This window comes from Roseovarius gaetbuli (assembly GCF_900172365.1).
Classification (GTDB): Bacteria; Pseudomonadota; Alphaproteobacteria; order Rhodobacterales; family Rhodobacteraceae; genus Roseovarius; species Roseovarius gaetbuli.
Genome location: NZ_FWFJ01000037.1, coordinates 19,323 through 39,593, shown reverse-complemented (window position 1 = coordinate 39,593; position 20,271 = coordinate 19,323). Strand labels below are relative to the sequence as shown.

The window sequence follows — 20,271 nt, the reverse complement described above, 5'->3', positions numbered from 1 at the left end:
CCGAATAACCCTCAAAAATCCCATGTCTACCACTCCAATAGCCCCCAGCTGAATCAAGCAGGGGTAAGGTTGCACATGGGTCAATTCTCAATGACAATTTCTGCAGTTGCCGGGTCAGTTCTCAGTGGCAATCAACAGCATGGTCAATCCATACGGCTCAAACCCAAGGCAGGTGATGAACCCACAGGCCAGCTGGTTCTCCCACTCTTCGATATCTGAAAGACGCCAACGGGTTGTCGTTCCACCCAGTTTAACCGGCGTCGGAAAGTCGCCATTCCGCTTCCAGCGCCAGATTGAATCTTTCGAGACGCTGAAGCGCTTTGCAACTTGATCGACTGACAGATAGAGGGTGTTCGAGGGTGTGGGCATTATGGGATCTCCTGGTGGAGCACACGACTTTACAGGCCCGTCGGTTGGCTTGCGGCTCCCGACGGACTTCAATCATGTGCAGATTGTTAGATACCCTAGTATAGCAAGTTTTTCGCCGCATTGCCGGAGAATTCGAGAGAATTCTGCAGGCTCTCGATTGCGATGTTCGCGGAATTCGGTGTTACGACTGGAAATTTGGTCCGCTCACTACAGACGCAGTGCTCGAAGGCAAGAAGCAACCTTCTGAATCGCTAAGCCATTAGGTCGAAGAACAGCGGCACGTAGGCGCAATCTGTTGCATTCCGTTGCAATATCGTTGGTGGCATGGTTGGTGGTATAAAATTGTTGCGTATAATTTTAGCAAGTAAAAACAATTGATTATTGGATAAAATGGCGGAGGAGGTGGGATTCGAACCCACGGAGGACTTTCACCCTCGTCGGTTTTCAAGACCGGTGCATTCGACCACTCTGCCACTCCTCCGACGATCACTGCTCTACAATGGCTTTTGCGATTCTGAAAGATGTTGTTTTGCGGGGAAATTCGCCCATCGTGCACCTGCGTGCTTTTCTTGGGCAGGGCAAGGCGCTAGACTGCGCGCGGGCGGTATGCCGCAAGCGAGTATCAACAGGACCGGATAAACCGGCGAGACGCGCTTTTTGGGCGTGTTCACAGGCAAGGGGCAATGCATGTTTATTCAATCGGGTGGCAAGGGATCAAGACTGCGCGCAGGCTGGAAAACACTGGCGATGGCGGGTCTTGGGCTTGCGGTTCTGGCGGGATGTGATGACGGCGGTCAGTTCGCCAATCCGTTTCAGGCCAAGCCGGGCCAGACGGCCGAGGGCACGGCCACGACGTCAACCGTGAAACTGGTTGAACGTGATGTCGAGGCGCCCGATGTGTTTCAGGTCACCGACATGGGCCTCTGGGATGGTCGCCCCTCGCTTGGCGGGGTTTGGGTGGCGCATCCGGATGTCAAGGAACCCGAGCGCGTGATCATCCGCAATACCGCCAATTCGAAATTCGTGATCGGCGCTCTGTTTCGTCGCGAACGCGACAACCCCGGCCCGACATTGCAGGCCTCTTCGGATGCCGCCAACGCCCTCGGCATGCTGGCCGGTGCACCGGTGCAACTCAACGTGACCGCGCTGCGGCGCGAGGAAACCCCTGTCGCCCCGGTCACCCCGGAGGATGCGCAGACCACAGAGCTTGCCGCGCCGAACGATATCGAGGCGACCTCGCTTGACCCGATCGCAGGTGCCGCCGCCGCGATTGACGCCGCCGAGGCCAAGGCCGCCAAACCCGCGACACCAACCCCATCCCCTGCGCCCGCGGCCAAGCCAAAACCTGCGCCTGCACCCGCTGCCGCCCCCGCGCGCCGCGCGTCGTCGCTTGAAAAGCCATTCATCCAGATCGGGATTTTCAGCGTCGAACAAAACGCCAGCAACACCGCCACCGCCATGCGCCAGGCCGGTATGCTGCCCACGGTGATCGAGCAGACATCGCAGGGCAAAAAGTTCTGGCGCGTGATTGTCGGCCCGGCCACAAGCAGCTCTGAGCGGGGCGTTTTGCTTAAGAAGATCAAGGGCATCGGCTTTGACGATGCCTATCCTGTTACCAACTGATCCGGGGGGCGTCATGACGCTTTTCATCCGACGCATACTGTCATCCATCGTGGTGGGCCTTGTTCTGGCGCTTCCGGCGCAGGCGTTTGACACCGGGGCCAAGGCGGCCTTCGTGTTTGACATGACCACCGGCACGGTGCTGCTTGACAAGAACGCCGATACGCCGATGCCGCCGGCCTCGATGTCCAAGCTGATGACGCTTTACGTCGCCTTCGAGGCGATCCGCGATGGCCGCCTGTCGCTGGAAGAGCGTCTGCCGGTGTCGCGCCACGCCATGAGCTATGCCGGCTCGACGATGTTTCTGGACACCACGGATCGGGTCAAGGTCGAGGATCTGCTGCGCGGCATCATCGTCTTGTCGGGCAATGACGCCTGCGCCGTGATCGCCGAAGCGCTAAGCCCCGATGGATCGGAAGCGGGCTTTGCCGCCTTCATGACACAGCGCGCCCAGCAGATGGGCATGACCAATTCGACCTTCAAGAACTCGAATGGCTGGCCTGCTGCGGGCCATGAGATGAGCATGCGAGACCTCGCGCTTCTGGCGCGCCACATCATCACCGATTTCCCGAATTTCTATCCGATGTTTTCCGAAACCGAGTTTCAGTTTGACGGGCGCGCGCCGCGCAACTCGCAAAACCGCAACCCGCTTCTGAGCCTCGGGGTCGGGGCGGATGGCCTCAAGACCGGGCACACCCAACAGGCGGGCTATGGGCTGACCGGTTCGGCCAAACAGGGCGACCGCCGCGTGGTTTTCGTGCTCTCGGGTCTTGAAAGCGCACAGGCCCGCGCCCGCGAAGCCGAGGCAATCGTCAACTGGTCCTTTCGCCAGTTTGCCCAGAAATCCGTGGTGAAGGCGGGCGAAGAAGTGGCGCGCGCGCCGATTTGGATGGGCGAGGCCGATAGCGTCGGCCTGACCCCGGCAGAGGACGTAAGCACCCTGATGCCAGTGCTCGGTGGCGGCACACTGAAGGCCGAGGTGGTCTTTACCGGACCGGTGCGTGCGCCGGTCAAGAAGGGCGACAAAATCGCAGAGCTGGTGTTTGCGCCCGAGGGCCTGCCGCAAACCCGCGTGCCGCTGGTCGCCTCAGAGGATGTGGCCAAGGGTGGCTTTACCGCGCGCCTGCGCACGGTCTCGGGGCTGTTGCTGACGCGGTTGCAACAAGGGCCCGAGGGGGCGCTTTGAGCAGGCCGGGCCTTTTCATCAGTTTCGAGGGCATCGACGGCTCTGGTAAATCCACGCAGGCCCGGCTTTTGGCCGAAGCCCTGCGCGCGCAGGGGCGCGAGGTGGTGCTGACCCGCGAGCCGGGCGGAAGTCCGGGCGCCGAGGAAATCCGCAAACTCGTGCTGACGGGCGAGCGCGACCGCTGGTCGGCGGAAACCGAACTGCTTTTGTTCACGGCGGCGCGGCGCGACCACCTTGAGCGCACGATTGCCCCGGCGATTGCCGCCGGACAGGTGGTGATCTGCGACCGCTTTGCCGATAGCACACGGATGTATCAGGGGTTAAGCCGCGGCGATTTGCGTGCGGCGGTGGATCAGTTGCACGACCTGATGATCGGGCGCGAACCCGACCTGACGCTGTTGATTGATATCGACCCCGCCACAGGGCTTGGCCGGGCCTTGTCGCGGGGCGGCGATGAGGAGCGATTTGAATCCTTCGGCGAGGGTTTGCAGGAAAAGATGCGCGCCGGGTTTCTGGCGCTGGCCGAGGAATTTTCCGACCGCTTTGTCACCATCGACGGCAATCGCCCGCTTGAGGATGTGGCGGTGGATGTGGCCGCCGTGGCCGGGGCGCATCTGTCATGAGTGACACGGGCCTTCCGGAACCCGACCGCGTCGAGGGCGCGCCGCATCCGCGCGAAACCGCACAGGTGATCGGGCAGGGCGCGGCAGAGGCCGAGTTCCTTGACGCCTTCATCACCGGACGGTTGCATCACGGCTGGCTGATCACCGGGCCGCGCGGCGTTGGCAAGGCAACGCTGGCCTGGTCAATTGCGCGGTTTCTTTTGGCCACGCCGCTCGTGCCGGACGACGGGCTTTTCGGCGCGCCACCCCCGCCTGTGACGCTTGATATCGCGCCGGATCATCCGGTGGCGCGCCGCGTGCTGGCGCTCTCGGATCCGGGACTGTTTTTGTTGCGCCGTGGGCCGACCGACAAGGGCGATCGGCTGGCCAGCGAAATCCTGGTCAAAGAGGTGCGCAAGCTTGGCAACTTCTTTTCCCTCTCGGCGGCGGACGGCGGGCGGCGGGTGGTGATCGTCGATGCGGCCGATGACCTCAACACCCAAGCCGCCAACGCGATCCTGAAAATGCTCGAAGAGCCGCCCGCGCGCACCACGATCTTGTTGATCAGCCATCAGCCCTCGGGGCTCTTGCCGACGATCCGCTCGCGCTGTCGCACGCTGCGGCTGCATGCCCTGGAGGCCCCCGAGATGGCGCAGGCGCTTGATCAGGCCGGGATCATCCCCGAGGGCGACGCGGGTGCCCTGGCCGAACTTTCGGGCGGCTCTGTTGGCGAGGCGGTGCGCCTGATCAATCTTGGCGGGCTCAAGATCTATAGCGAACTTGTCGGCCTGCTCGACAGCCTGCCGCGGCTTGACCGCAGTCGCGCGCTCAAGCTGGCCGAGGCGGCGGCGACGCGGGGCGCCGAAGAGCGGCTTGATCTCTTGATGGGGCTGACCGACCTTTTGCTGGCGCGTCTCGCGCGCACGGGAGCGATTGGCCATCCCCCTGCAATCGAGGCCGCGAACGGCGAGGCGGCGCTTTTGGCGCGCCTGTCCTCGACGCCGCAAATGGCGCGGGCCTGGGCCGATTGCGCGCAAGAGATCGGCGCGCGCGCCCGACACGGGCGGGCGGTCAACCTTGACCCTGCCGCTCTGGTGCTTGATACGGTGTTCAAAATCCAGAAAACCGCCGCAGGCTAAGGCCCGCGCAAGGATAGTCATGACCCAGAATATCAAGATCACCGACAGCCATTGCCACCTCGACTTTCCCGATTTCGACGCCGAGCGCGATCAGGTGATCGGGCGCGCGCTTGAGGCGGGCGTGCATCGCATGGTCACGATCTGCACCAAGCTGCGCACAGAGCCCGAGGTGCGCGCGATTGCCGAAAAATACACGCCGGTGTTCTATGCTGCCGGCACCCACCCGATGAGCGCCGCGGCAGAGCCGATGGTGAGTGTCGAAGACCTTATTCGCCTTGCCGCGCACCCCAAGTTTGTCGGCATCGGCGAGACCGGGCTTGATTACCACTACACCGCCGAGAGCGCCGATGTGCAAAAGCAAAGCCTGCGCATTCATATCGAGGCCGCGCGCGAGACCGGCCTGCCGCTGATCATCCATGCGCGCGGCGCCGATGAGGATATGGCGCAAATTTTGACCGAGGAAATGAACAACGGCGCCTATACCTGCGTCATGCATTGCTTTTCTTCGGGGCCAGAGCTTGCCAGGGCCGCGCTTGAGCTTGGGTTTTACCTCTCGATGTCGGGCATCGCCACATTCCCCAAAAGCCAGGAGGTGCGCGATATCTTTGCCAGCGCCCCGGTCGAGCGGATTTTGGTGGAAACCGACGCGCCGTACCTTGCGCCGCCGCCCTATCGCGGCAAGCGCAACGAGCCGGCCTATACCTTTCACACCGCCCAGAAGGGCGCCGAGGTCTTCGGCATGGATTGGCCCGAATTCGCCGCCCGGACCGAGGCCAATTTCGAGCGTCTGTTCCCCAAGGCGGTGCTGTGATGGGCGAGCTGCGCTTTACGATCCTTGGCTGTGGATCATCGGGCGGCGTGCCGCGCCTTGGCGGGCATTGGGGCGATTGCGACCCAGATAACCCCAAGAACACCCGCCGCCGCTGTTCGATGTTGATCGAGCGCGAGGACGAGGGCGGCGTGACCCGTGTCCTGATCGACAGCTCACCCGATCTGCGCGCCCAGCTTCTGGATGCCGGTGTCGGCGCGCTTGACGCGGTGGTCTATACCCATAGCCACGCCGATCATGTGCATGGCATCGACGATCTGCGCATGATCGTGTTCAACATGCGTCAACGCCTGCCGGTCTGGGCCGATGGCGACACGCAGAACGCGCTTTATGCGCGCTTTGGCTATGCCTTTACCCAGCCCGAGGATAGCCCCTATCCGCCGATCCTTGACATGCACACCATTGATGGCGCGTTCGAGATCACCGGCGCCGGGGGACCAGTCAAATTACAGCCCTTCGAGGTCAATCACGGCTCGATCGAGGCGCTTGGCTTTCGCGTTGATGGCTTTGCCTATCTGCCCGATGTGGCAGCAATCCCGGAGGATGTCTGGCCGGTGCTTGAGGGGCTTGATTGCTGGGTGCTCGATGCGCTGCGCCGCACGCCGCACCCGACACATGCCCATCTTGCGCGCTCGCTTGAATGGATGGAACGCGCCGCGCCGCGCCGGGGGATTCTGACCAATATGCATATCGACATGGATTATCAGACCCTTGTCGAAGAACTGCCCGAGCATATCACGCCGGCCTATGATGGAATGACCATCCGCTATCCGGTCTGAGGCGATGCAGGCGCTGATCGAAGTCATCCTGCCGGTCTTTCTTGTGATCGGGTTCGGCTATCTCGCGGTCTGGCGCGGCTGGTTCAGCCAGGCAGGCGTTGACGGCTTGATGGCCTTCACCCAGAAATTCGCCATTCCCTGCCTGTTGTTCACCGCGATTTCGCGGCTTGATCTGGGCCAGAGCTTTGACTGGCGCCTGCTCACCAGCTTTTATGTAGGGGCGTTTTCGGGGTTCCTTTTGGGGTTGTTCGGCGCGCGCTATCTGTTCTCGCGCACATGGGAAGACGCGGTCGCCATCGGCTTTTGCTGTTTGTTCTCGAACTCGGTCCTGCTGGGCCTACCGATCATGGAGCGGGCCTATGGCGCGGCCTCGATGACCGCGAATTTCGCCATTATCTCAATGCACTCGCCGTTTTGTTATTGCATCGGCATTACCGTGATGGAGGTCGTCAAGGCGCGCGGCGCGGCGGGGCCTGCGATTGTGGTCAAGGTGCTCAAGGCGATGTTTTCCAACACGCTTATCATGGGCGTGGCGCTTGGTTTTGCGGTGAACCTCTCGGGGTTTGCGCTGCCGGGGCCGGTGAATGATGCGCTTGATCTGATGGTGCGCGCGGCGCTGCCGGCGGCCTTGTTCGGGCTTGGCGGGGTCTTGGTGCAATACCGCCCCGAGGGCGATTTGCGGGTGATCTTTTACGTCTGCGCGGTGGCGCTTGTGGCGCATCCGCTGATCACCTTCGGGCTTGGCCGAGCGTTTGATCTGTCGGATGCGTCACTGCGCTCGGCGGTGGTGACCGGGGCGATGGCGCCCGGCGTCAACGCCTATATCTTTGCCAATATCTATGGTCACGCAAAACGTGTGGCGGCTTCCAGCGTGCTCTTGTCCACCGCGCTGACGATTGTCACGGCTTGGGTCTGGCTTCAGGTTCTGCCCTGAGCGGCGTGCCTATTCGGTCTTGAGCGGGGCCCCGCCGGCAAAGCTGTTGCCATTGACATAATCGCAGGGCGCCTCCTGCATTTCCAGATGCAGGCCGCTGTCGGCATAGGGATGCGCGCGCGCCAGATCCTCGTCGACTTCGATGCCAAGACCGGGCGCCTCGGGCGGCACGACAAAGCCATCCTCGACGCGGATCGTGCCTTTGATCAGGTCGTTGTGAAAGCCGGTCTCGATGGTTTCGGCCATCAGGATATTGGGGATCGAGGTGGCCAGATGGATATTGGCCGCCCATTCCACCGGGCCGGCGTAAAGATGCGGGGCGATCTGGGCGTTATAGACCTCGGCCATGGCGGCGACCTTTTTCATCTCCCAAATCCCACCCGCGCGCCCAAGGGCAGGTTGCAGGATGCTCGCGGCACCGGCGCGCAGAACGGGCGCAAACTCGGCCTTGGTGGTCAGCCGCTCGCCGGTGGCGACGGGGATGTTGACGGCCGCCGCAACCCGCGCCATTTCGGGGATATTGTCGGGCGGGACGGGTTCTTCGAACCAGAGCGGCGCATAGGGCTCGATCGCCTTGCCAAGCCGGATCGCGCCGACGGTGGTGAACTGACCATGGGTGCCGAACAACAGGTCGGCGCGATCCCCCACCGCCTCGCGGATGGCGCGGCAGAAGGCCACCGAGAGCGAGATATCCGACATCGCAGGCATATGGCCGCCGCGCATGGTATAGGGGCCGGCCGGGTCGAACTTGATCGCGGTAAAGCCGCGCGCCACGCAATCAAGCGCGGACTCCGCCGCCATCTCGGGCGAGGTCCAGAAGGCGGTAAGATCATGATGCGGCAGGGGGTAGAGATAGGTATAGGCGCGGATGCGCTCATTCATCTTGCCGCCCAAAAGCGCATAGACCGGACGACCGCGCGCCTTGCCCAAAATATCCCAACAGGCGATTTCCAGCCCCGAAAAGGCGCCCATGACGGTCAGGTCGGGGCGTTGCGTGAAGCCCGAGGAATAGGCGCGGCGGAACATCAGCTCGATATTCTCGGGGTTCTCGCCCTGCATATGACGGCTGAAAACATCGGTGATCACGCCGCGCATGGCTTCTGGGCCGATGGAGCTTGCATAGCATTCGCCCCAGCCGGTGATGCCGTCGTCGGTGGTGAGCTTGACCAAAATCCAGTAGCGCCCGCCCCAGCCCGGCGCGGGCGGGGCGGTGACGATGATGTCGAGATCCTTGAGTTTCATGTTATGCTCCGATCTGTGCGGCGGGTTTCGGATCGCGTTCCGCGATCCGACCGGGTGGGGGGCGCTGCCCCCCACACCCCCCGGGATATTTATGGCAAGAAGAAGGGGTGGGTCATTTGAAGAGGATCACGTTGCGCCGGGCGGCGCCGGTCTTGGTGTCGGCGATGGCCTCGTTGATCTGATCGAGGTGCCAGCGGCCTGAAATGAGTTCGTCGAGTTTCAGGCGGCCCTGTTGGTAGAGGTCGACCATCCAGGGGATATCGCGGCGGATGACAACCTCGCCCGCGTAGGAGCCGATCATCGACTGGCCTGCGGCGGCGAAGCTTACGGCCTCGTAAGAAGAGGGTGAGCCGCTATGGGGCATACCGACCATGATCATCTTGCCGCCCCCGGCGAGGTAGCGCGGGGCGACGTCATAGGCGGCTGCCGCGCCGACGGTGACGAGCACCACATCGGCGCCGCGCCCCATCGCGGCCTTGGCGGCGCGCCAGGGTTTGTCGCCCGTGGCAAGCACGCCGTCGGTGGCGCCGAATTCGCGGGCCGTGCTCAGTTTTTCTTCGCTCATGTCGACCGCCACGATGCGCCGGGCACCAGCGATGCGCGCGCCCTGAATGGCGTTGAGGCCGACGCCACCGGCGCCGATCACCACCACGTCCTGACCGGCGCGCAGGTCGGCGGCATTGACCACCGCCCCGACGCCGGTAATGACACCGCAGGCCAGCAGGGAGGCCGAGGCCATGTCGATGCCCTGAGGCAGCTTCACGATCTGGCTTTGATCGACCACCACCTTTTGCGCAAAGGCGCCGCAGGCCATCGCCTGATGCAGGGTGCCGCCCGAGGCGGTGCTGAGCGGGCCAAGGTCGCCGTCATAGCGGGTTTCACAGCCCGTCGGGCGCCCCGAGCCGCAGCTTGGGCAGGAGCCGCAGGAGCGGATCAAGGTCACGACGACCGGATCGCCGAGGCCAAAGCCGGTAACGCCCTCGCCGATGGCACTTATGTGGCCGGCGGCCTCATGGCCATAGACGGCGGGCAATGACCCGCCCCAGCCGCCCTCGGCATAGGAAATGTCAGAATGACAGACCGCCACCGCATCCAGATCGACCATAACCTCGCCGCGTTCGGGCGCGCGCAGCTCGACATCCTCGATCACCAGTGGTTCCCCGAAGGCGTGGCACACGGCGGCTTTGATGGTTGGCATGGCGACGCTCCTTTTTGCGTTTGGGGCAGGTGACCCGGATTCGCGCGCCGTCGCAAGGGGCGATTGCCGGTTGCGCGTCAGATATGGCCGGTGGCGCGGAGGAAGTCGCCAAGGTGACCGGCGTAGGTCTCTGGCTGATCGACCGGGGGCACATGGCCGGCGCGGCGGATAAGCTGAAACTGCGAACCGGGGATAAGATCGACGGTTTCGCGCAGAAGATCGGGCGGGGTCGAGCCATCCTCAGAGCCCGCAATGCCAAGCGTCGGCAGGCGCAGCCCCGAGGTGGGCGTATAGAAATCCGTGCCCGATATCGCCGAGGCGCAGCCGATATAGCCCTCGGGGTCATGGCGCGTCAGAAGCTCAAGCCAGGGCAGGTGCCTGTTTTCCTTGAGGAACGCGCGGGTGAACCAGCGCTCGCAAGAGGCGCGGGCAAGCTCTGCCATATCGCCCGCGCGGGCAGTGGCGATGCGGCTGGCCCAGATTTCGGGCGTGCCGATCTTGGCGGCGGTATTAGAGAGAACCATGGCGCGGATAAGATCGGGGCGTTTGACGGCCAACCCCTGTGCCACCATGCCACCGATCGAGAGGCCCACGAACATCGCATCGCGCACCGAAAGGTGGTCAAGTAAGCGCTCGGCGTCGCGCACCAATGTGCCCATGGAATAGGGCGCGGGCGGACAGGACGAGAGGCCATGACCGCGCGCGTCATAGCGGATGATGCGCAGGCCCGGCGGCAAATGCGGCAGGATCGCATCCCAAAGCAGCGTGCCGGTGCCAAGCGCATGGGCAAAGACAATCGGTGCGCCGTCGAGGGGGCCCTCGTCAAGATAATGCAGCCTTATCTCGTCAAATTCCGCAAACGCCATGGCCAGACCTCAGGCAAACCGGGTGAGGGCGGTTTGAAACACCTCGGCATCGACATTGCCGCCCGAAATGGTGGCAAAGACCGCGTCGCCGTCGATCTGATCGGCGTGAAACAGGGCGGCAGCAAGCGCTGCGGCGCCGCCCGGTTCGGCGACGACCTTGAGCCGCGACCAGGCAAGCGCCATGGCATGCAGGCATTCATCCTCGCTCACGACAAGGCCGGGGCCACACAGCCGCTGCATGATCGGAAAAGTGATCTCGCCGGGCTGCGGCGTGATGATGGCATCACAGAGGCTCCCTGAAAGATGCGCGTTGCGCTCGATCTTGCCAGAGGCAAGCGAGCGGGTGACATCGTCGAACCCCTGCGGCTCGCAGGGGCGCGCGCGCAGGCCCGGCGCGTCGGCCTCAAGCGCAAGTGCGATGCCAGAGGTCAGCCCGCCACCGCCGCAACAGACCAGAACATCGGCCTCAGCCACGCCAAGCGCGACCGCGTCCTCGGCGATCTCAAGGCCGATGGTGCCTTGCCCGGCGATCACCTGCGGCTCGTCATAGGGTTTGATCAGGGTCAGGCCGCGTTCGCCCGCAAGACGCGCGCCGATGGCGTCGCGATCCTCGGTGGCGCGGTCATAAAGCACCACCTCGGCGCCGAGCGCGCGGGTGTTGTCGATCTTCATGCGCGGTGAATCGCCCGGCATGATGATCACCGAGGCAACGCCATGTTCGCGCGCCGCAAGGGCCACGCCCTGGGCATGGTTGCCGCTTGAAAACGCGATCACGCCGCGGGCGCGGGTGTCGGAATCAAGCGCCGAGACCGCCGAGCGCGCGCCGCGATACTTGAAGCTTCCGGTATGCTGCAGGCATTCGGGTTTCACAAACACCCGCCGCCCGGCGATCTCATCCAGAAACGGCGAGGACAACAGCGGCGTGCGCCGGGCATGCCCCTTGAGGCGCGCGGCGGCAGAGCGGATCATGGTGATATCGGTCATGCGGTTTGATCCAGCAGGGCGTGAATGGCGGCAAGCGCCGGGGCTTCGTCAAGAAAGGGCACATGGCCGCGATCGGGCACCACGGCGGCGATAAGGCCGGGGTGATGCTCTTGCATCTTGGCCAGTGTCGCGGCGGTCAACAGGTCCGAGTTCGCGCCCTTGATCACCGCCAAGGGGATATCCTTGAGCGCATCGAACAAGAGCCAGAGATCGGCCGCCTCGCCGGTGCCCGCCTGTCCGGTCAGCGCGTCGCGCAGCCTGGCATCATAGCGCAGCCCAAGCCCGCCGCCGGGTTTTTCGTGAAACATGAACGCGGCCTGCTGGCGCCAGCGTTCAAGGCTGACCCCGGCGAAATCGGGGCCATGCACATGGGCAAGCGCCGCGGCGCAACTGTCGAGGTCGGGCAGGCCTGGTTCCTTGCCGACATAATCCATGATCCGCTCAAGGCCCTTCGCATCCACATCCGGCCCGATATCGTTGAGCACCACCGCCCGGAGGCGCGCCGGGTGGCCATAGGCAAGGGCCATGGCGATCAGCCCGCCACGCGAGGTGCCGATCAGGGTGACCTGATCAAGCCCAAGATGATCGAGCAGTTCTAACGCATCCTGACCTTCGCGCAGGATATTGTAATTGGTGAAATCCGCGTCATAGGCAGACTTTCCGCGCCCGCGATAATCCATGCAGATCAACCGGTTATCGGATAGGTGAGGCGCCAGAAAGTTGAAGTCGGCGCTGTTGCGTGTCAGCCCTGCAAGGCAGAGGATCGCACGGCCGTTGCCCGTATCGGTGTAATAAATCTCAAGCCCGTCCGAGGTGGTGAAATGCGCCATCAGGAGCCCGCCAGTGCTGGGATGCCCGTCAGATCGTGGAGTATGCTTGTCGGCCGCGCCGGCAGGCGATCCACCGGATCACCGGCGCGATTGACCCAAGCGGTGGTAAAGCCATAGCCCGCCGCCGCGCTCGCATCCCAGCCGTTTGAGGACACGAACAGCACCTCGTCGGGCGCACAGCCAAAGCGCGCGCCGACAAGGTCGTAGACCACGCGCGCCGGCTTGAATATCCCGACGCTTTCAACCGAGAGGACATCGTCAAGCACATCCCCGATGCCCGCCGATGTAACCGCCCCGTCAAGCATATCCGGCGACCCGTTGGACAGGATCGCGGTGTTCATCCCGGCGTCTTTCAACGCGTGCAGCATGGCGGGGACCTCTGGGTAGGCCTCAAGCTCCCAGTAGAGTTGTAACAGGCGCTCGCGCAGATCCCTGTCGTCGCCAAGCCCCTCGGAATCCATCGCCCAGTCAAGCCCGTCCTGCGTGACCTGCCAGAACCCCGTATGCTCGCCCATGACCGCGCGCAGCCAGGTGTATTGCAGCTGTTTGAGGCGCCATTTCTCGGCAATCGCGGGCCAATGGCGGGCAAAGACCTCGCGGCCGGGCTCGGCGGCGGCGTTGCGGGCGGCGGCGGCGACGTCGAACAGCGTGCCATAGGCGTCGAAAACACAGGTGGTTATGGGCATGTGGCCTCCGGGGGCTGGGGCGCGCGACAGGGAACATCCCGGTGCGGCAGACTATGGATTGCGCGCAGAGTGGCACGGATTTTCAGGGGTGGAAAGGCCCTGTTGCATAACGCCCACGTGACCGGCCCGCGGGAAAATCAGGATCGGTTTGCAAATCGTGGCAGGGGTGGTTAGATTCGCGCATCAACCAAAGCACCTGCGCGATGCGCGGCCTTTCAAACCCATCCCCCCATCACGATTGGATATTTTATGACGCAAGTTAAATCGGGCGATACCGTTCGCATTCACTACACCGGCACGCTGGCCGATGGCAGCACCTTTGACAGCAGCGCAGGCCGTGATCCGCTGGAATTCGCGGTTGGCTCTGGTCAGATCATTCCGGGGCTTGACGCGGCCATGCCGGGCATGACCGTCGGCGACAAGAAAACCGTCGAAGTGCCTGCGGATCAGGCCTATGGCCACCCCGACCCCAACGCCCAACAGGCCGTGCCGCGCGCCGAAATTCCGGCGGATATCCCGCTTGAGGTCGGCACGCAGCTTCAGGTTCAGACACCGCAGGGGCAGGTCATGCCGGTCACCGTGGTCGAGCTGACCGAAGAACAGGTGGTGCTGGATGCCAATCACCCGCTGGCGGGCAAGGATCTCACCTTTGCCATCGAGCTTGTCGAGATCGCCTAAGCGCGAGAGTGCCAACTGGCAGAACGATAAAACGCGCGCCGTGGGTTATCCACGGCGCGCGTTGCGGTTTAGGACCCCCAGATTTTTCGACGAAAAATCTGGGGGTTGCGCGTCAGGCGATGTCGAGCACAACAGCGCCCGCGCGCCCCGGTGTCATTACTGCATCCTGCGCGGCGGCGCAGGCGTCTAGCGGGTAATGGGCGTGAATGGCTGGGGTCAGGCTGCCCTTTTCCAAGGCGCTGTGCAGCCGCGCAATGGCGGCCTGTCGCGGCGCGTCGGCCAGAATGTAGATCAGCGTGATATCAATCGTGATCGCCTTGAACAAATATGGCCCGAACGGCAAAACGGGCGTCATGTTGCGGCCCGAGCCATAGGCGGCGATGGTGCCATTCGGCGCCATCACCTCGGCCAGAAGCGCGGCGTTTTCGCCAAACTCCACCTCGATTGCGCGCTCCACGCCCGTGCCCTGGGTGTCTTCGATGATCTTGGCGGCAAGATCGGGGTCGGCGTAGTCAAACACCTGATCCGCGCCCGCCGCCTTGACACGTTCGACCGCGCCCGCAGAGCAGGTTGCGATCACGCGGGCCCCTGCGCCATGGGCCAGTTGCACCGCGTTATGACCCACCGCGCCGGCCCCGCCTGAGATCAACAGCGTTTGCCCGGCCACATCGCCGTCGCCGAACACCGTATGCGCCGCCGTCAGGCCCGGAATGCCAAGTGTCGCGCCGGTGTCAAAGCTCACACCCTCGGGCAGGGGCACGGCCTGAGCTGCGGGCAGGGCGATATACTCGGCGGCGGTGCCATGGGCGCGTTGCCACTGGCCGTTCCAGATCCAGACCCGCTCGCCGAGGCGCGCGGTGTCAACGCCGCTCCCGACGGCCTCGATTACGCCGGCGCCGTCGGAGTGGGGGATGATTCGATCAAAGGCGGGCTTGGTCACGCCGGGGCGCGCACCGGCACGGGCCTTGGCATCCGACGGGTTCACGCCCGAGACATGAAGCCGCACCAGAACCTCGCCCGGTGCCGGGCTTGGGGTGTCGATCTCGATCAGCTCAAGAACATCGCCGGCGGGGCCGAAGGCTGAATAGGAAATTGCGCGCATGTCAGAGGGGCCTTTTCGTCATTGGGGACGCCGTTCACGCCCAAGCTGGCGGTGCAGAACGGCAGGAAAGCGATGTTGATTTGATCGTCGTGCAGGGTGATGAGCCCAAGCTCGGGCGCCTCGACGGCGGGCGTGAAGCTCTCCCAATCCCAGGGCGGCACCGGCGGGGGCGCCTGATAGAGCGCCGAGCGCAGGCTGGAAAAGGCGATCCGCCCGATATGCCCCGAAACCGGGCGATGCACATGTCCGAAACACAGCTGGCGCACCGCCGGGAACCGCGCCAGCAGGTCCATAAGCGCGGCCCCGTTTTCCAACCTGTCGGGGTCAAGCATTGGCAGATCAAGCGCCATCGGCGGGTGATGCAGAAAGACCAGGGTCGCCTTGTCGGGCTCTGCCAGCAACGCCCGTTCAAGCCAGTCCAGCCGCTCGGCGCACAACAGGCCAGAGGCCGCGCCGGGGTTCAGGCTATCAAGGCAGATCACGCGCGCCTGCGGCAGCTCGATCGCATATTGCGCAAAGCCGGGCATCGCCCCTTTCGGCAGGCGCAGATGCTCAAGGAACAGCGCGCGCTTGTCGTGATTGCCGGTCATCGGCCACCACGGAATGGCACGCCGGTCAAGCTCTGCGGCAAGCGCGCGGTAATTCGCGGCGGTGGCGGTTTCAACCATATCGCCCGAGATCAGGCAAAGATCGGCCTCGGCGTCACTCTGGTTGATAAAGGAAATCGCCGCATCAAGCCGTGCGCGCGGATCATGGCCCAGAACCGTGCCGTGGTCTTCGAAGTGCAGATCGCTCAGCCAGATGATCCGGGTGTTGGCGTCATGTGTCGCCTCAGCCCTGTCGGCTGTCATTTCCGGCGCAGGCGGATGACCACATCGACCGAGGCAATCTCGGCGCCCTCGGGCGCGTCGGGCACCTGGGTGATCTTGAGTTGATCGGCGGGCGCATCCGACAGGGTGCCGGTGTCTTCCCAATAGAAATGCGGGTGGTCATGGGTATTGGTGTCAAAATAGCTTTTGGAGCCGTCAACCGTGACCTCTTGCACAAGCCCGGCCTCGCAGAACGCGCGCAGGGTATTATAGACCGTGGCCAAGGATACGCTCTCGCCCATGTCCTGAACATTGGCAAACAGGCTTTCTGCGGTGACATGGCGGTGCTGGCCATCGCCCACCAAAAGCGTGGCAAGCGCGACGCGCTGTCGTGTCGGGCGAAGCCCGGCGCCCGAAAGCCACTGCGTTGCGGTGTTGGTCGCTTGCACTGTCATTGTTCCGTCTTTCCCGTGTTCCCAGGTAATATAGAGGTGGGTCGGGGCTGAATTCAAATAAAAATCACAGGCGTTTCCTTGGGCGGGCATGACGGCGCAGGCTTGCATGCGCCTTTTGCCCGGTGATAGAGGGTTTGGTAACACAGGGTTTGAAAACAAAAGGGGGCCGCCTGAATGGCCGAGTATCCTAGCAGCTTTGATCGCGACGATTTGCTGAAATGCGCGCGCGGGGAATTGTTTGGCGAAGGCAATGCGCAATTGCCGGAACCGCCAATGCTCATGATGGATCGGATCACCGAGATTTCCGGCGATGGCGGCGCGCATGGCAAGGGCCATGTGGTGGCCGAATTCGATATCAATCCTGATCTGTGGTTCTTCAAATGCCATTTTCCCGGCAATCCGATCATGCCCGGCTGTCTTGGTCTTGACGGTTTGTGGCAGCTGACAGGGTTTAACCTTGGCTGGCGCGGCTGGCAGGGACGCGGTTATGCGCTTGGCGTTGGCGAGGTCAAACTGACCGGCATGGTGCGCCCGGACCGCAAGATGCTGACCTATTACGTGGATTTTACAAAGGCCGTGCAGAGCCGTCGCTTGACAATGGGGGTTGCCGACGGCCGGGTTGAGGCCGATGGTGAGGTCATCTATCAGGTGAGCGACATGAAGGTTGCATTGTCGGAAAACTAAGCCTCGCGGAAAAAGGAGTACGCAAATGCGTCGAGTTGTGGTGACTGGTCTGGGTGTTGTCTCCAGTATCGGGAACAACGCCCAAGAGGTGCTGACCTCGCTCAAGGAGGGCAAGTCAGGCATTACCGCAAATGAGGCGATGGCCGAGCACGGCTTTCGCAGCCAGATCGCCGGGGCGGTGAATATCGACCCGAGCGCGCATATCGACAAGCGCGCGCTGCGCTTCATGGGGCCGGGGGCCGCCTATGCCCATATCGCCATGCAGCAGGCGATTGCCGACAGCGGGCTTGAGGAAAGCGATATCGTCAATCCGCGCACCGGGCTTGTGGCCGGATCGGGCGGGCCCTCGACAAGCGCGATGCTTCAGGCCCATCAGACCGTTCTGAGCACTGGCGCGACCAAGCGGATCGGGCCCTTCGCGGTACCCAAATGCATGTGTTCGACGATTTCGGCCAACCTGAGTACGGCGTTCAAGATCAAGGGCATCAACTATTCGATCACCTCGGCCTGTTCGACCAGCCTGCATTGTATCGGCAATGCCGCCGAACAGATCATGATGGGCAAGCAGGATATCATGTTCGCGGGCGGCGGCGAGGAACTGGACTGGACCCTGTCCTGTCTGTTTGACGCCATGGGCGCGATGAGCAGCAAGTATAACGACAGCCCCGACAAGGCGAGCCGCGCGTTTGACGCGGGGCGTGACGGCTTTGTCATTTCCGGCGGCGGCGGCATTCTTGTGCTCGAAGAGCTGGATCATGCGCTTGCGCGTGGCGCCAAGATCTACGCCGAGGTGACCGGCTATGCCGCCACCAGCGATGGCCACGACATGGTTGCCCCCTCTGGCGAGGGTGGCGAGCGGGCGATGCGCCTGGCGCTTGGACAGCTTAGCACCGATCGCAAGGTCAGCTATATCAACGCCCATGGCACCAGCACGCCGGTCGGCGATGTCGGCGAAGTCGAGGCCGTGCGCCGGGTCTTTGGCCAGGGGTCAACCCCGCCGATCAGCTCGACGAAATCCATGACCGGCCACAGCCAGGGCGCCACCGGCGCGCAAGAGGCGGTCTATTGCCTGCTCGCGCTGGAGCATGATTTCATTATTCCCTCGATCAATGTCGACACGCTTGATCCCGCGCTTGACCCGGCCGAAATCGCCACCAAACGGGTGGACAATGCCGGGCTTGATACGGTCATGACCAACAGTTTCGGCTTTGGCGGCACAAATGGCTCAATGCTTCTGAGCAAATATCACGGATGACAAATATATGAACATGTCAATGAAGGGCAAACGCGGGCTAGTCATGGGGGTGGCGAATGACCGCTCGATCGCCTGGGGCATTGCCCGCGCGCTGCATGAGGCCGGGGCCGAGCTGGCCTTTAGCTATCAGGGTGAGGCCTTTGGCAAGCGGTTGGAGCCGTTGGCGCAAAGTGTCGGGTCCGATTTCATGGTCGATGTGGATGTGACCGATGATGCATCGCTCGATGCCGCGTTCGAGTCTCTTGGCGCGCGTTGGCCGACGATTGATTTCGTCGTGCATGCGATTGCCTTTTCCGACAAGTCCGAGCTTACCGGCCGGTTTTTGAACACCAGCCGGGCGAACTTCAAGAATTCGATGGATATCTCGTGTTACTCCTTCATCGAAGTGGCGCGCCGGGCGTACCCCTTGATGAAGGAAAACGGCGGCACATTGCTGACCCTGACCTATCAGGGCTCAAACCGGGTTGTGCCGAGCTATAACGTGATGGGCGTGGCCAAGGCCGCGCTTGAGGCGGCGACCCGCTATCTGGCCAATGATCTTGGTCCCGATGGCATCCGCGTCAACGCCATTAGCCCCGGACCGATGAAAACCCTCGCCGGTGCGGCCATCGGCGGCGCGCGCAAGACCTTCAAGCACACCGAGCAGAACGCGCCGCTGCGCGCCAATGCCACGCTTGAGGCGATTGGCGGTACGGCGGTCTACCTTGCCTCGGATGCGGGCGCCTGTACCTCGGGCGAGATCATTCGTGTCGATGGCGGCTATCACGTGCTTGGCATGCCGCAGGCCGACAACCTCTAGGTCGGATCCGGGCCGGTTCTGGCCCTAAAAATGCCATCATGCGGTGATAAGTCTCGTCGCATGATGACCAAAAGACATAGCAACCCGCATCGAGAAGAGCGCTACAAGGCCCGTGCAAAACGGGCCCGTTTCTGGGCGTGGCCAGTGCGGATCGCCCTGGTCGGCTGTGTCGGTGCCGCGATCTGGCAGGAACCGGCCCTGTCGCCCGAGGGGCACGCGATGCTCAAGGCCGCTGCGACGCAGATCGCAGAGCGGATTGGCGACCCCGGTGGCGCGCAATCCTATCTTGCCGCCCTGTCCGCGCCCGCACAGGCCGCGCCGGATAACTGAGAAAAGTCGGCAGAAGCCTTAAAACCACTGCCCCGGTTCCATCAAGCCTAAATCCAGCAATTGCCGTGAATGCCATTCAAACGGAATGGAATTGTGCCATTTGAAGGTGGCGATATCAAAGGTCGAGCCGGGGTTGCGCTTGAGCGCCTTGGCGGTGCGAAACGACACGATCGCGCTTGTCAGATTGTGATGCCAGGGACAGGCATAGGTGTTGTATTCCTCATCCGAAAACGTGTGATCTTCGCTCAAAAGCAGCTCTGGCTTGGCCTTGAAAAGCGCGATCCGGTCTATCTTGCGGCGCTTGGCCGGGATATGCTCTTCATAGCGCCAGCGCAGGCCGCCGAAGAAATCAAGCTGGCGTTCCTTGGGGTGGTTATGATTTTCGGCATCGGGCCGGGCAAGCGCATAATAGCCCGATTTGTCCATATGCGCCTGTTCCAGCGAGACCGCATTTGAATGGGCATCAAGATCGTCGGCATAAAGGTCGATCACATAGCACAGCATCGCGTCGCGCCGCTCTTCGGCGTGAAAGGCAAGCATTTCCCCGATGGTGCGCGTTTCGCAGAACGGATAGAACAGGTATTCGGCGTTGTAGCAGTAATACATCCAAAGCCCCGGCGCGGCGGCAATCACCGCATTGACCGCCTCGCTCAGGCTGTCGCCGCCCGAAAGATCATGCTGGATGCGGTAAACAGTCTCGGCCTGTGCCACATCTGGGGCAAGATCAAAGTTGTCCGGCACGAACACCAGCACCGATTTGAACCCCGAATCAAGATGATGGCGCAGGGTCGAATTAAGCTCGGTCTCATCCTCGGCGAACACCATGGCCACAGGCCCTTTTGCAAGGGCCTTGCCGGGGTTGGCAAGAAAGTCTTTCAGGCGCGGTGAGGGCATG

General features: G+C 62.9%; 23 protein-coding genes and 1 tRNA gene. 12 read left to right on the top strand and 12 right to left on the bottom strand.

Annotated features, from left to right (window positions below; translation table 11 throughout):
- Positions 1-114: 114 nt before the first annotated feature.
- Positions 115-369 carry a helix-turn-helix transcriptional regulator gene (locus ROG8370_RS15310; RefSeq protein WP_170925261.1) on the bottom strand — a complete coding sequence of 85 codons (255 nt, stop codon included), beginning with the start codon at positions 367-369 and terminating at the stop codon, positions 115-117.
- 391 nt (positions 370-760) lie between these two features.
- A tRNA-Ser gene (locus tag ROG8370_RS15305) sits at positions 761-850 on the bottom strand.
- Between the two features lie 206 nt (positions 851-1,056).
- Here ROG8370_RS15305 and ROG8370_RS15300 point away from each other — a divergent pair.
- The 7 genes from ROG8370_RS15300 to ROG8370_RS15270 are packed head-to-tail and all read left to right on the top strand — an operon-like array spanning position 1,057 to position 7,458.
- The gene (locus ROG8370_RS15300; protein ID WP_085828047.1) at positions 1,057-1,992 is read left to right on the top strand and encodes an SPOR domain-containing protein; all 936 of its coding nucleotides are present in this window, start codon (positions 1,057-1,059) and stop codon (positions 1,990-1,992) included.
- Between the two features lie 13 nt (positions 1,993-2,005).
- The gene (locus tag ROG8370_RS15295) at positions 2,006-3,175 is read left to right on the top strand and encodes a D-alanyl-D-alanine carboxypeptidase family protein (RefSeq protein WP_170925260.1); all 1,170 of its coding nucleotides are present in this window, start codon (positions 2,006-2,008) and stop codon (positions 3,173-3,175) included.
- The gene (gene tmk / locus ROG8370_RS15290; RefSeq protein ID WP_085828046.1) at positions 3,172-3,798 is read left to right on the top strand and encodes a dTMP kinase; all 627 of its coding nucleotides are present in this window, start codon (positions 3,172-3,174) and stop codon (positions 3,796-3,798) included. Before ROG8370_RS15295 ends, tmk begins: the two co-directional genes overlap by 4 nt.
- On the top strand, positions 3,795-4,916 hold the full coding sequence (locus ROG8370_RS15285) for a DNA polymerase III subunit delta' (protein ID WP_085828045.1): 1,122 nt from the start codon (positions 3,795-3,797) through the stop codon (positions 4,914-4,916). The genes tmk and ROG8370_RS15285 overlap by 4 nt, the downstream gene beginning before the upstream one ends.
- 19 nt (positions 4,917-4,935) lie before the next feature.
- Positions 4,936-5,727, top strand: a complete 792-nt coding sequence (locus ROG8370_RS15280; protein ID WP_085828044.1) for a TatD family hydrolase — start codon at positions 4,936-4,938, stop codon at positions 5,725-5,727.
- Complete coding sequence (locus tag ROG8370_RS15275) at positions 5,727-6,524, top strand: MBL fold metallo-hydrolase (RefSeq protein WP_085828043.1); 798 nt, start codon at positions 5,727-5,729, stop codon at positions 6,522-6,524. The genes ROG8370_RS15280 and ROG8370_RS15275 overlap by 1 nt, the downstream gene beginning before the upstream one ends.
- Before the next feature lie 4 nt (positions 6,525-6,528).
- Positions 6,529-7,458, top strand: a complete 930-nt coding sequence (locus ROG8370_RS15270; protein WP_085828042.1) for an AEC family transporter — start codon at positions 6,529-6,531, stop codon at positions 7,456-7,458.
- A 9-nt stretch (positions 7,459-7,467) separates the two neighbouring features.
- On the opposite strand, the gene ROG8370_RS15265 is transcribed toward ROG8370_RS15270, so the two are convergent.
- From ROG8370_RS15265 to ROG8370_RS15240, 6 genes are all read right to left on the bottom strand, one after another.
- Positions 7,468-8,700, bottom strand: coding sequence for a mandelate racemase/muconate lactonizing enzyme family protein (locus ROG8370_RS15265; protein WP_085828041.1), 1,233 nt, complete (start codon positions 8,698-8,700; stop codon positions 7,468-7,470).
- A 112-nt stretch (positions 8,701-8,812) separates the two neighbouring features.
- Positions 8,813-9,898: a zinc-binding dehydrogenase gene (locus ROG8370_RS15260; RefSeq protein WP_085828040.1), complete on the bottom strand. Its 1,086-nt coding sequence runs from the start codon at positions 9,896-9,898 to the stop codon at positions 8,813-8,815.
- A 77-nt stretch (positions 9,899-9,975) separates the two neighbouring features.
- Positions 9,976-10,764 carry a 3-oxoadipate enol-lactonase gene (gene pcaD / locus ROG8370_RS15255; RefSeq protein WP_085828039.1) on the bottom strand — a complete coding sequence of 263 codons (789 nt, stop codon included), beginning with the start codon at positions 10,762-10,764 and terminating at the stop codon, positions 9,976-9,978.
- 9 nt (positions 10,765-10,773) lie between these two features.
- On the bottom strand, positions 10,774-11,748 hold the full coding sequence (locus ROG8370_RS15250) for a threonine ammonia-lyase (protein ID WP_085828038.1): 975 nt from the start codon (positions 11,746-11,748) through the stop codon (positions 10,774-10,776).
- Complete coding sequence (locus ROG8370_RS15245) at positions 11,745-12,578, bottom strand: alpha/beta fold hydrolase (protein WP_085828037.1); 834 nt, start codon at positions 12,576-12,578, stop codon at positions 11,745-11,747. Before ROG8370_RS15245 ends, ROG8370_RS15250 begins: the two co-directional genes overlap by 4 nt.
- Positions 12,578-13,264 carry a haloacid dehalogenase type II gene (locus ROG8370_RS15240; RefSeq protein WP_085828036.1) on the bottom strand — a complete coding sequence of 229 codons (687 nt, stop codon included), beginning with the start codon at positions 13,262-13,264 and terminating at the stop codon, positions 12,578-12,580. Before ROG8370_RS15240 ends, ROG8370_RS15245 begins: the two co-directional genes overlap by 1 nt.
- Before the next feature lie 249 nt (positions 13,265-13,513).
- Here ROG8370_RS15240 and ROG8370_RS15235 point away from each other — a divergent pair, with 249 nt between their 5' ends.
- Positions 13,514-13,942 (top strand): FKBP-type peptidyl-prolyl cis-trans isomerase, encoded by a 429-nt coding sequence (locus tag ROG8370_RS15235; protein ID WP_085828035.1) that lies wholly within the window; start codon positions 13,514-13,516, stop codon positions 13,940-13,942.
- Between the two features lie 112 nt (positions 13,943-14,054).
- Here the strand turns inward: ROG8370_RS15235 and ROG8370_RS15230 are convergent, their stop codons facing one another.
- From ROG8370_RS15230 to irrA, 3 genes are read right to left on the bottom strand one after another with little or no spacing between them, the layout of a single operon-like run.
- On the bottom strand, positions 14,055-15,044 hold the full coding sequence (locus ROG8370_RS15230) for an NADPH:quinone reductase (protein WP_085828034.1): 990 nt from the start codon (positions 15,042-15,044) through the stop codon (positions 14,055-14,057).
- Positions 14,990-15,895, bottom strand: a complete 906-nt coding sequence (locus tag ROG8370_RS15225; RefSeq protein ID WP_085828033.1) for a phosphodiesterase — start codon at positions 15,893-15,895, stop codon at positions 14,990-14,992. The genes ROG8370_RS15230 and ROG8370_RS15225 overlap by 55 nt, the downstream gene beginning before the upstream one ends.
- Complete coding sequence (gene irrA / locus ROG8370_RS15220) at positions 15,892-16,308, bottom strand: iron response transcriptional regulator IrrA (protein ID WP_085828032.1); 417 nt, start codon at positions 16,306-16,308, stop codon at positions 15,892-15,894. Before irrA ends, ROG8370_RS15225 begins: the two co-directional genes overlap by 4 nt.
- A 174-nt stretch (positions 16,309-16,482) precedes the next feature.
- Here irrA and fabA point away from each other — a divergent pair, with 174 nt between their 5' ends.
- From fabA to ROG8370_RS15200, 4 genes are all read left to right on the top strand, one after another.
- On the top strand, positions 16,483-16,992 hold the full coding sequence (fabA, locus tag ROG8370_RS15215; protein WP_085828031.1) for a bifunctional 3-hydroxydecanoyl-ACP dehydratase/trans-2-decenoyl-ACP isomerase: 510 nt from the start codon (positions 16,483-16,485) through the stop codon (positions 16,990-16,992).
- A 25-nt stretch (positions 16,993-17,017) separates the two neighbouring features.
- Positions 17,018-18,247 (top strand): beta-ketoacyl-ACP synthase I, encoded by a 1,230-nt coding sequence (fabB, locus tag ROG8370_RS15210; protein ID WP_085828030.1) that lies wholly within the window; start codon positions 17,018-17,020, stop codon positions 18,245-18,247.
- Between the two features lie 7 nt (positions 18,248-18,254).
- Complete coding sequence (locus ROG8370_RS15205; RefSeq protein ID WP_085828029.1) at positions 18,255-19,046, top strand: enoyl-ACP reductase FabI; 792 nt, start codon at positions 18,255-18,257, stop codon at positions 19,044-19,046.
- 144 nt (positions 19,047-19,190) lie between these two features.
- Positions 19,191-19,376, top strand: a complete 186-nt coding sequence (locus ROG8370_RS15200; protein ID WP_139838178.1) for a hypothetical protein — start codon at positions 19,191-19,193, stop codon at positions 19,374-19,376.
- A gap of 18 nt (positions 19,377-19,394) precedes the next feature.
- Here ROG8370_RS15200 and ROG8370_RS15195 read toward each other — a convergent pair whose 3' ends face one another.
- Positions 19,395-20,270: a glycosyltransferase family protein gene (locus ROG8370_RS15195; RefSeq protein ID WP_085828050.1), complete on the bottom strand. Its 876-nt coding sequence runs from the start codon at positions 20,268-20,270 to the stop codon at positions 19,395-19,397.
- Position 20,271: the final 1 nt, after the last annotated feature.

Coding starts and splice junctions, on each gene's coding strand:
- ROG8370_RS15310 (WP_170925261.1), bottom strand. CDS start 369: ATGCCCACACCCTCGAACACCCTCTATCTGTCAGTCGATCAAGTTGCA.
- ROG8370_RS15300 (WP_085828047.1), top strand. CDS start 1,057: ATGTTTATTCAATCGGGTGGCAAGGGATCAAGACTGCGCGCAGGCTGG.
- ROG8370_RS15295 (WP_170925260.1), top strand. CDS start 2,006: ATGACGCTTTTCATCCGACGCATACTGTCATCCATCGTGGTGGGCCTT.
- ROG8370_RS15285 (WP_085828045.1), top strand. CDS start 3,795: ATGAGTGACACGGGCCTTCCGGAACCCGACCGCGTCGAGGGCGCGCCG.
- ROG8370_RS15280 (WP_085828044.1), top strand. CDS start 4,936: ATGACCCAGAATATCAAGATCACCGACAGCCATTGCCACCTCGACTTT.
- ROG8370_RS15275 (WP_085828043.1), top strand. CDS start 5,727: ATGGGCGAGCTGCGCTTTACGATCCTTGGCTGTGGATCATCGGGCGGC.
- ROG8370_RS15270 (WP_085828042.1), top strand. CDS start 6,529: ATGCAGGCGCTGATCGAAGTCATCCTGCCGGTCTTTCTTGTGATCGGG.
- ROG8370_RS15265 (WP_085828041.1), bottom strand. CDS start 8,700: ATGAAACTCAAGGATCTCGACATCATCGTCACCGCCCCGCCCGCGCCG.
- ROG8370_RS15260 (WP_085828040.1), bottom strand. CDS start 9,898: ATGCCAACCATCAAAGCCGCCGTGTGCCACGCCTTCGGGGAACCACTG.
- pcaD (WP_085828039.1), bottom strand. CDS start 10,764: ATGGCGTTTGCGGAATTTGACGAGATAAGGCTGCATTATCTTGACGAG.
- ROG8370_RS15250 (WP_085828038.1), bottom strand. CDS start 11,748: ATGACCGATATCACCATGATCCGCTCTGCCGCCGCGCGCCTCAAGGGG.
- ROG8370_RS15245 (WP_085828037.1), bottom strand. CDS start 12,578: ATGGCGCATTTCACCACCTCGGACGGGCTTGAGATTTATTACACCGAT.
- ROG8370_RS15240 (WP_085828036.1), bottom strand. CDS start 13,264: ATGCCCATAACCACCTGTGTTTTCGACGCCTATGGCACGCTGTTCGAC.
- ROG8370_RS15235 (WP_085828035.1), top strand. CDS start 13,514: ATGACGCAAGTTAAATCGGGCGATACCGTTCGCATTCACTACACCGGC.
- ROG8370_RS15230 (WP_085828034.1), bottom strand. CDS start 15,044: ATGCGCGCAATTTCCTATTCAGCCTTCGGCCCCGCCGGCGATGTTCTT.
- ROG8370_RS15225 (WP_085828033.1), bottom strand. CDS start 15,895: ATGACAGCCGACAGGGCTGAGGCGACACATGACGCCAACACCCGGATC.
- irrA (WP_085828032.1), bottom strand. CDS start 16,308: ATGACAGTGCAAGCGACCAACACCGCAACGCAGTGGCTTTCGGGCGCC.
- fabA (WP_085828031.1), top strand. CDS start 16,483: ATGGCCGAGTATCCTAGCAGCTTTGATCGCGACGATTTGCTGAAATGC.
- fabB (WP_085828030.1), top strand. CDS start 17,018: ATGCGTCGAGTTGTGGTGACTGGTCTGGGTGTTGTCTCCAGTATCGGG.
- ROG8370_RS15205 (WP_085828029.1), top strand. CDS start 18,255: ATGAACATGTCAATGAAGGGCAAACGCGGGCTAGTCATGGGGGTGGCG.
- ROG8370_RS15195 (WP_085828050.1), bottom strand. CDS start 20,270: ATGCCCTCACCGCGCCTGAAAGACTTTCTTGCCAACCCCGGCAAGGCC.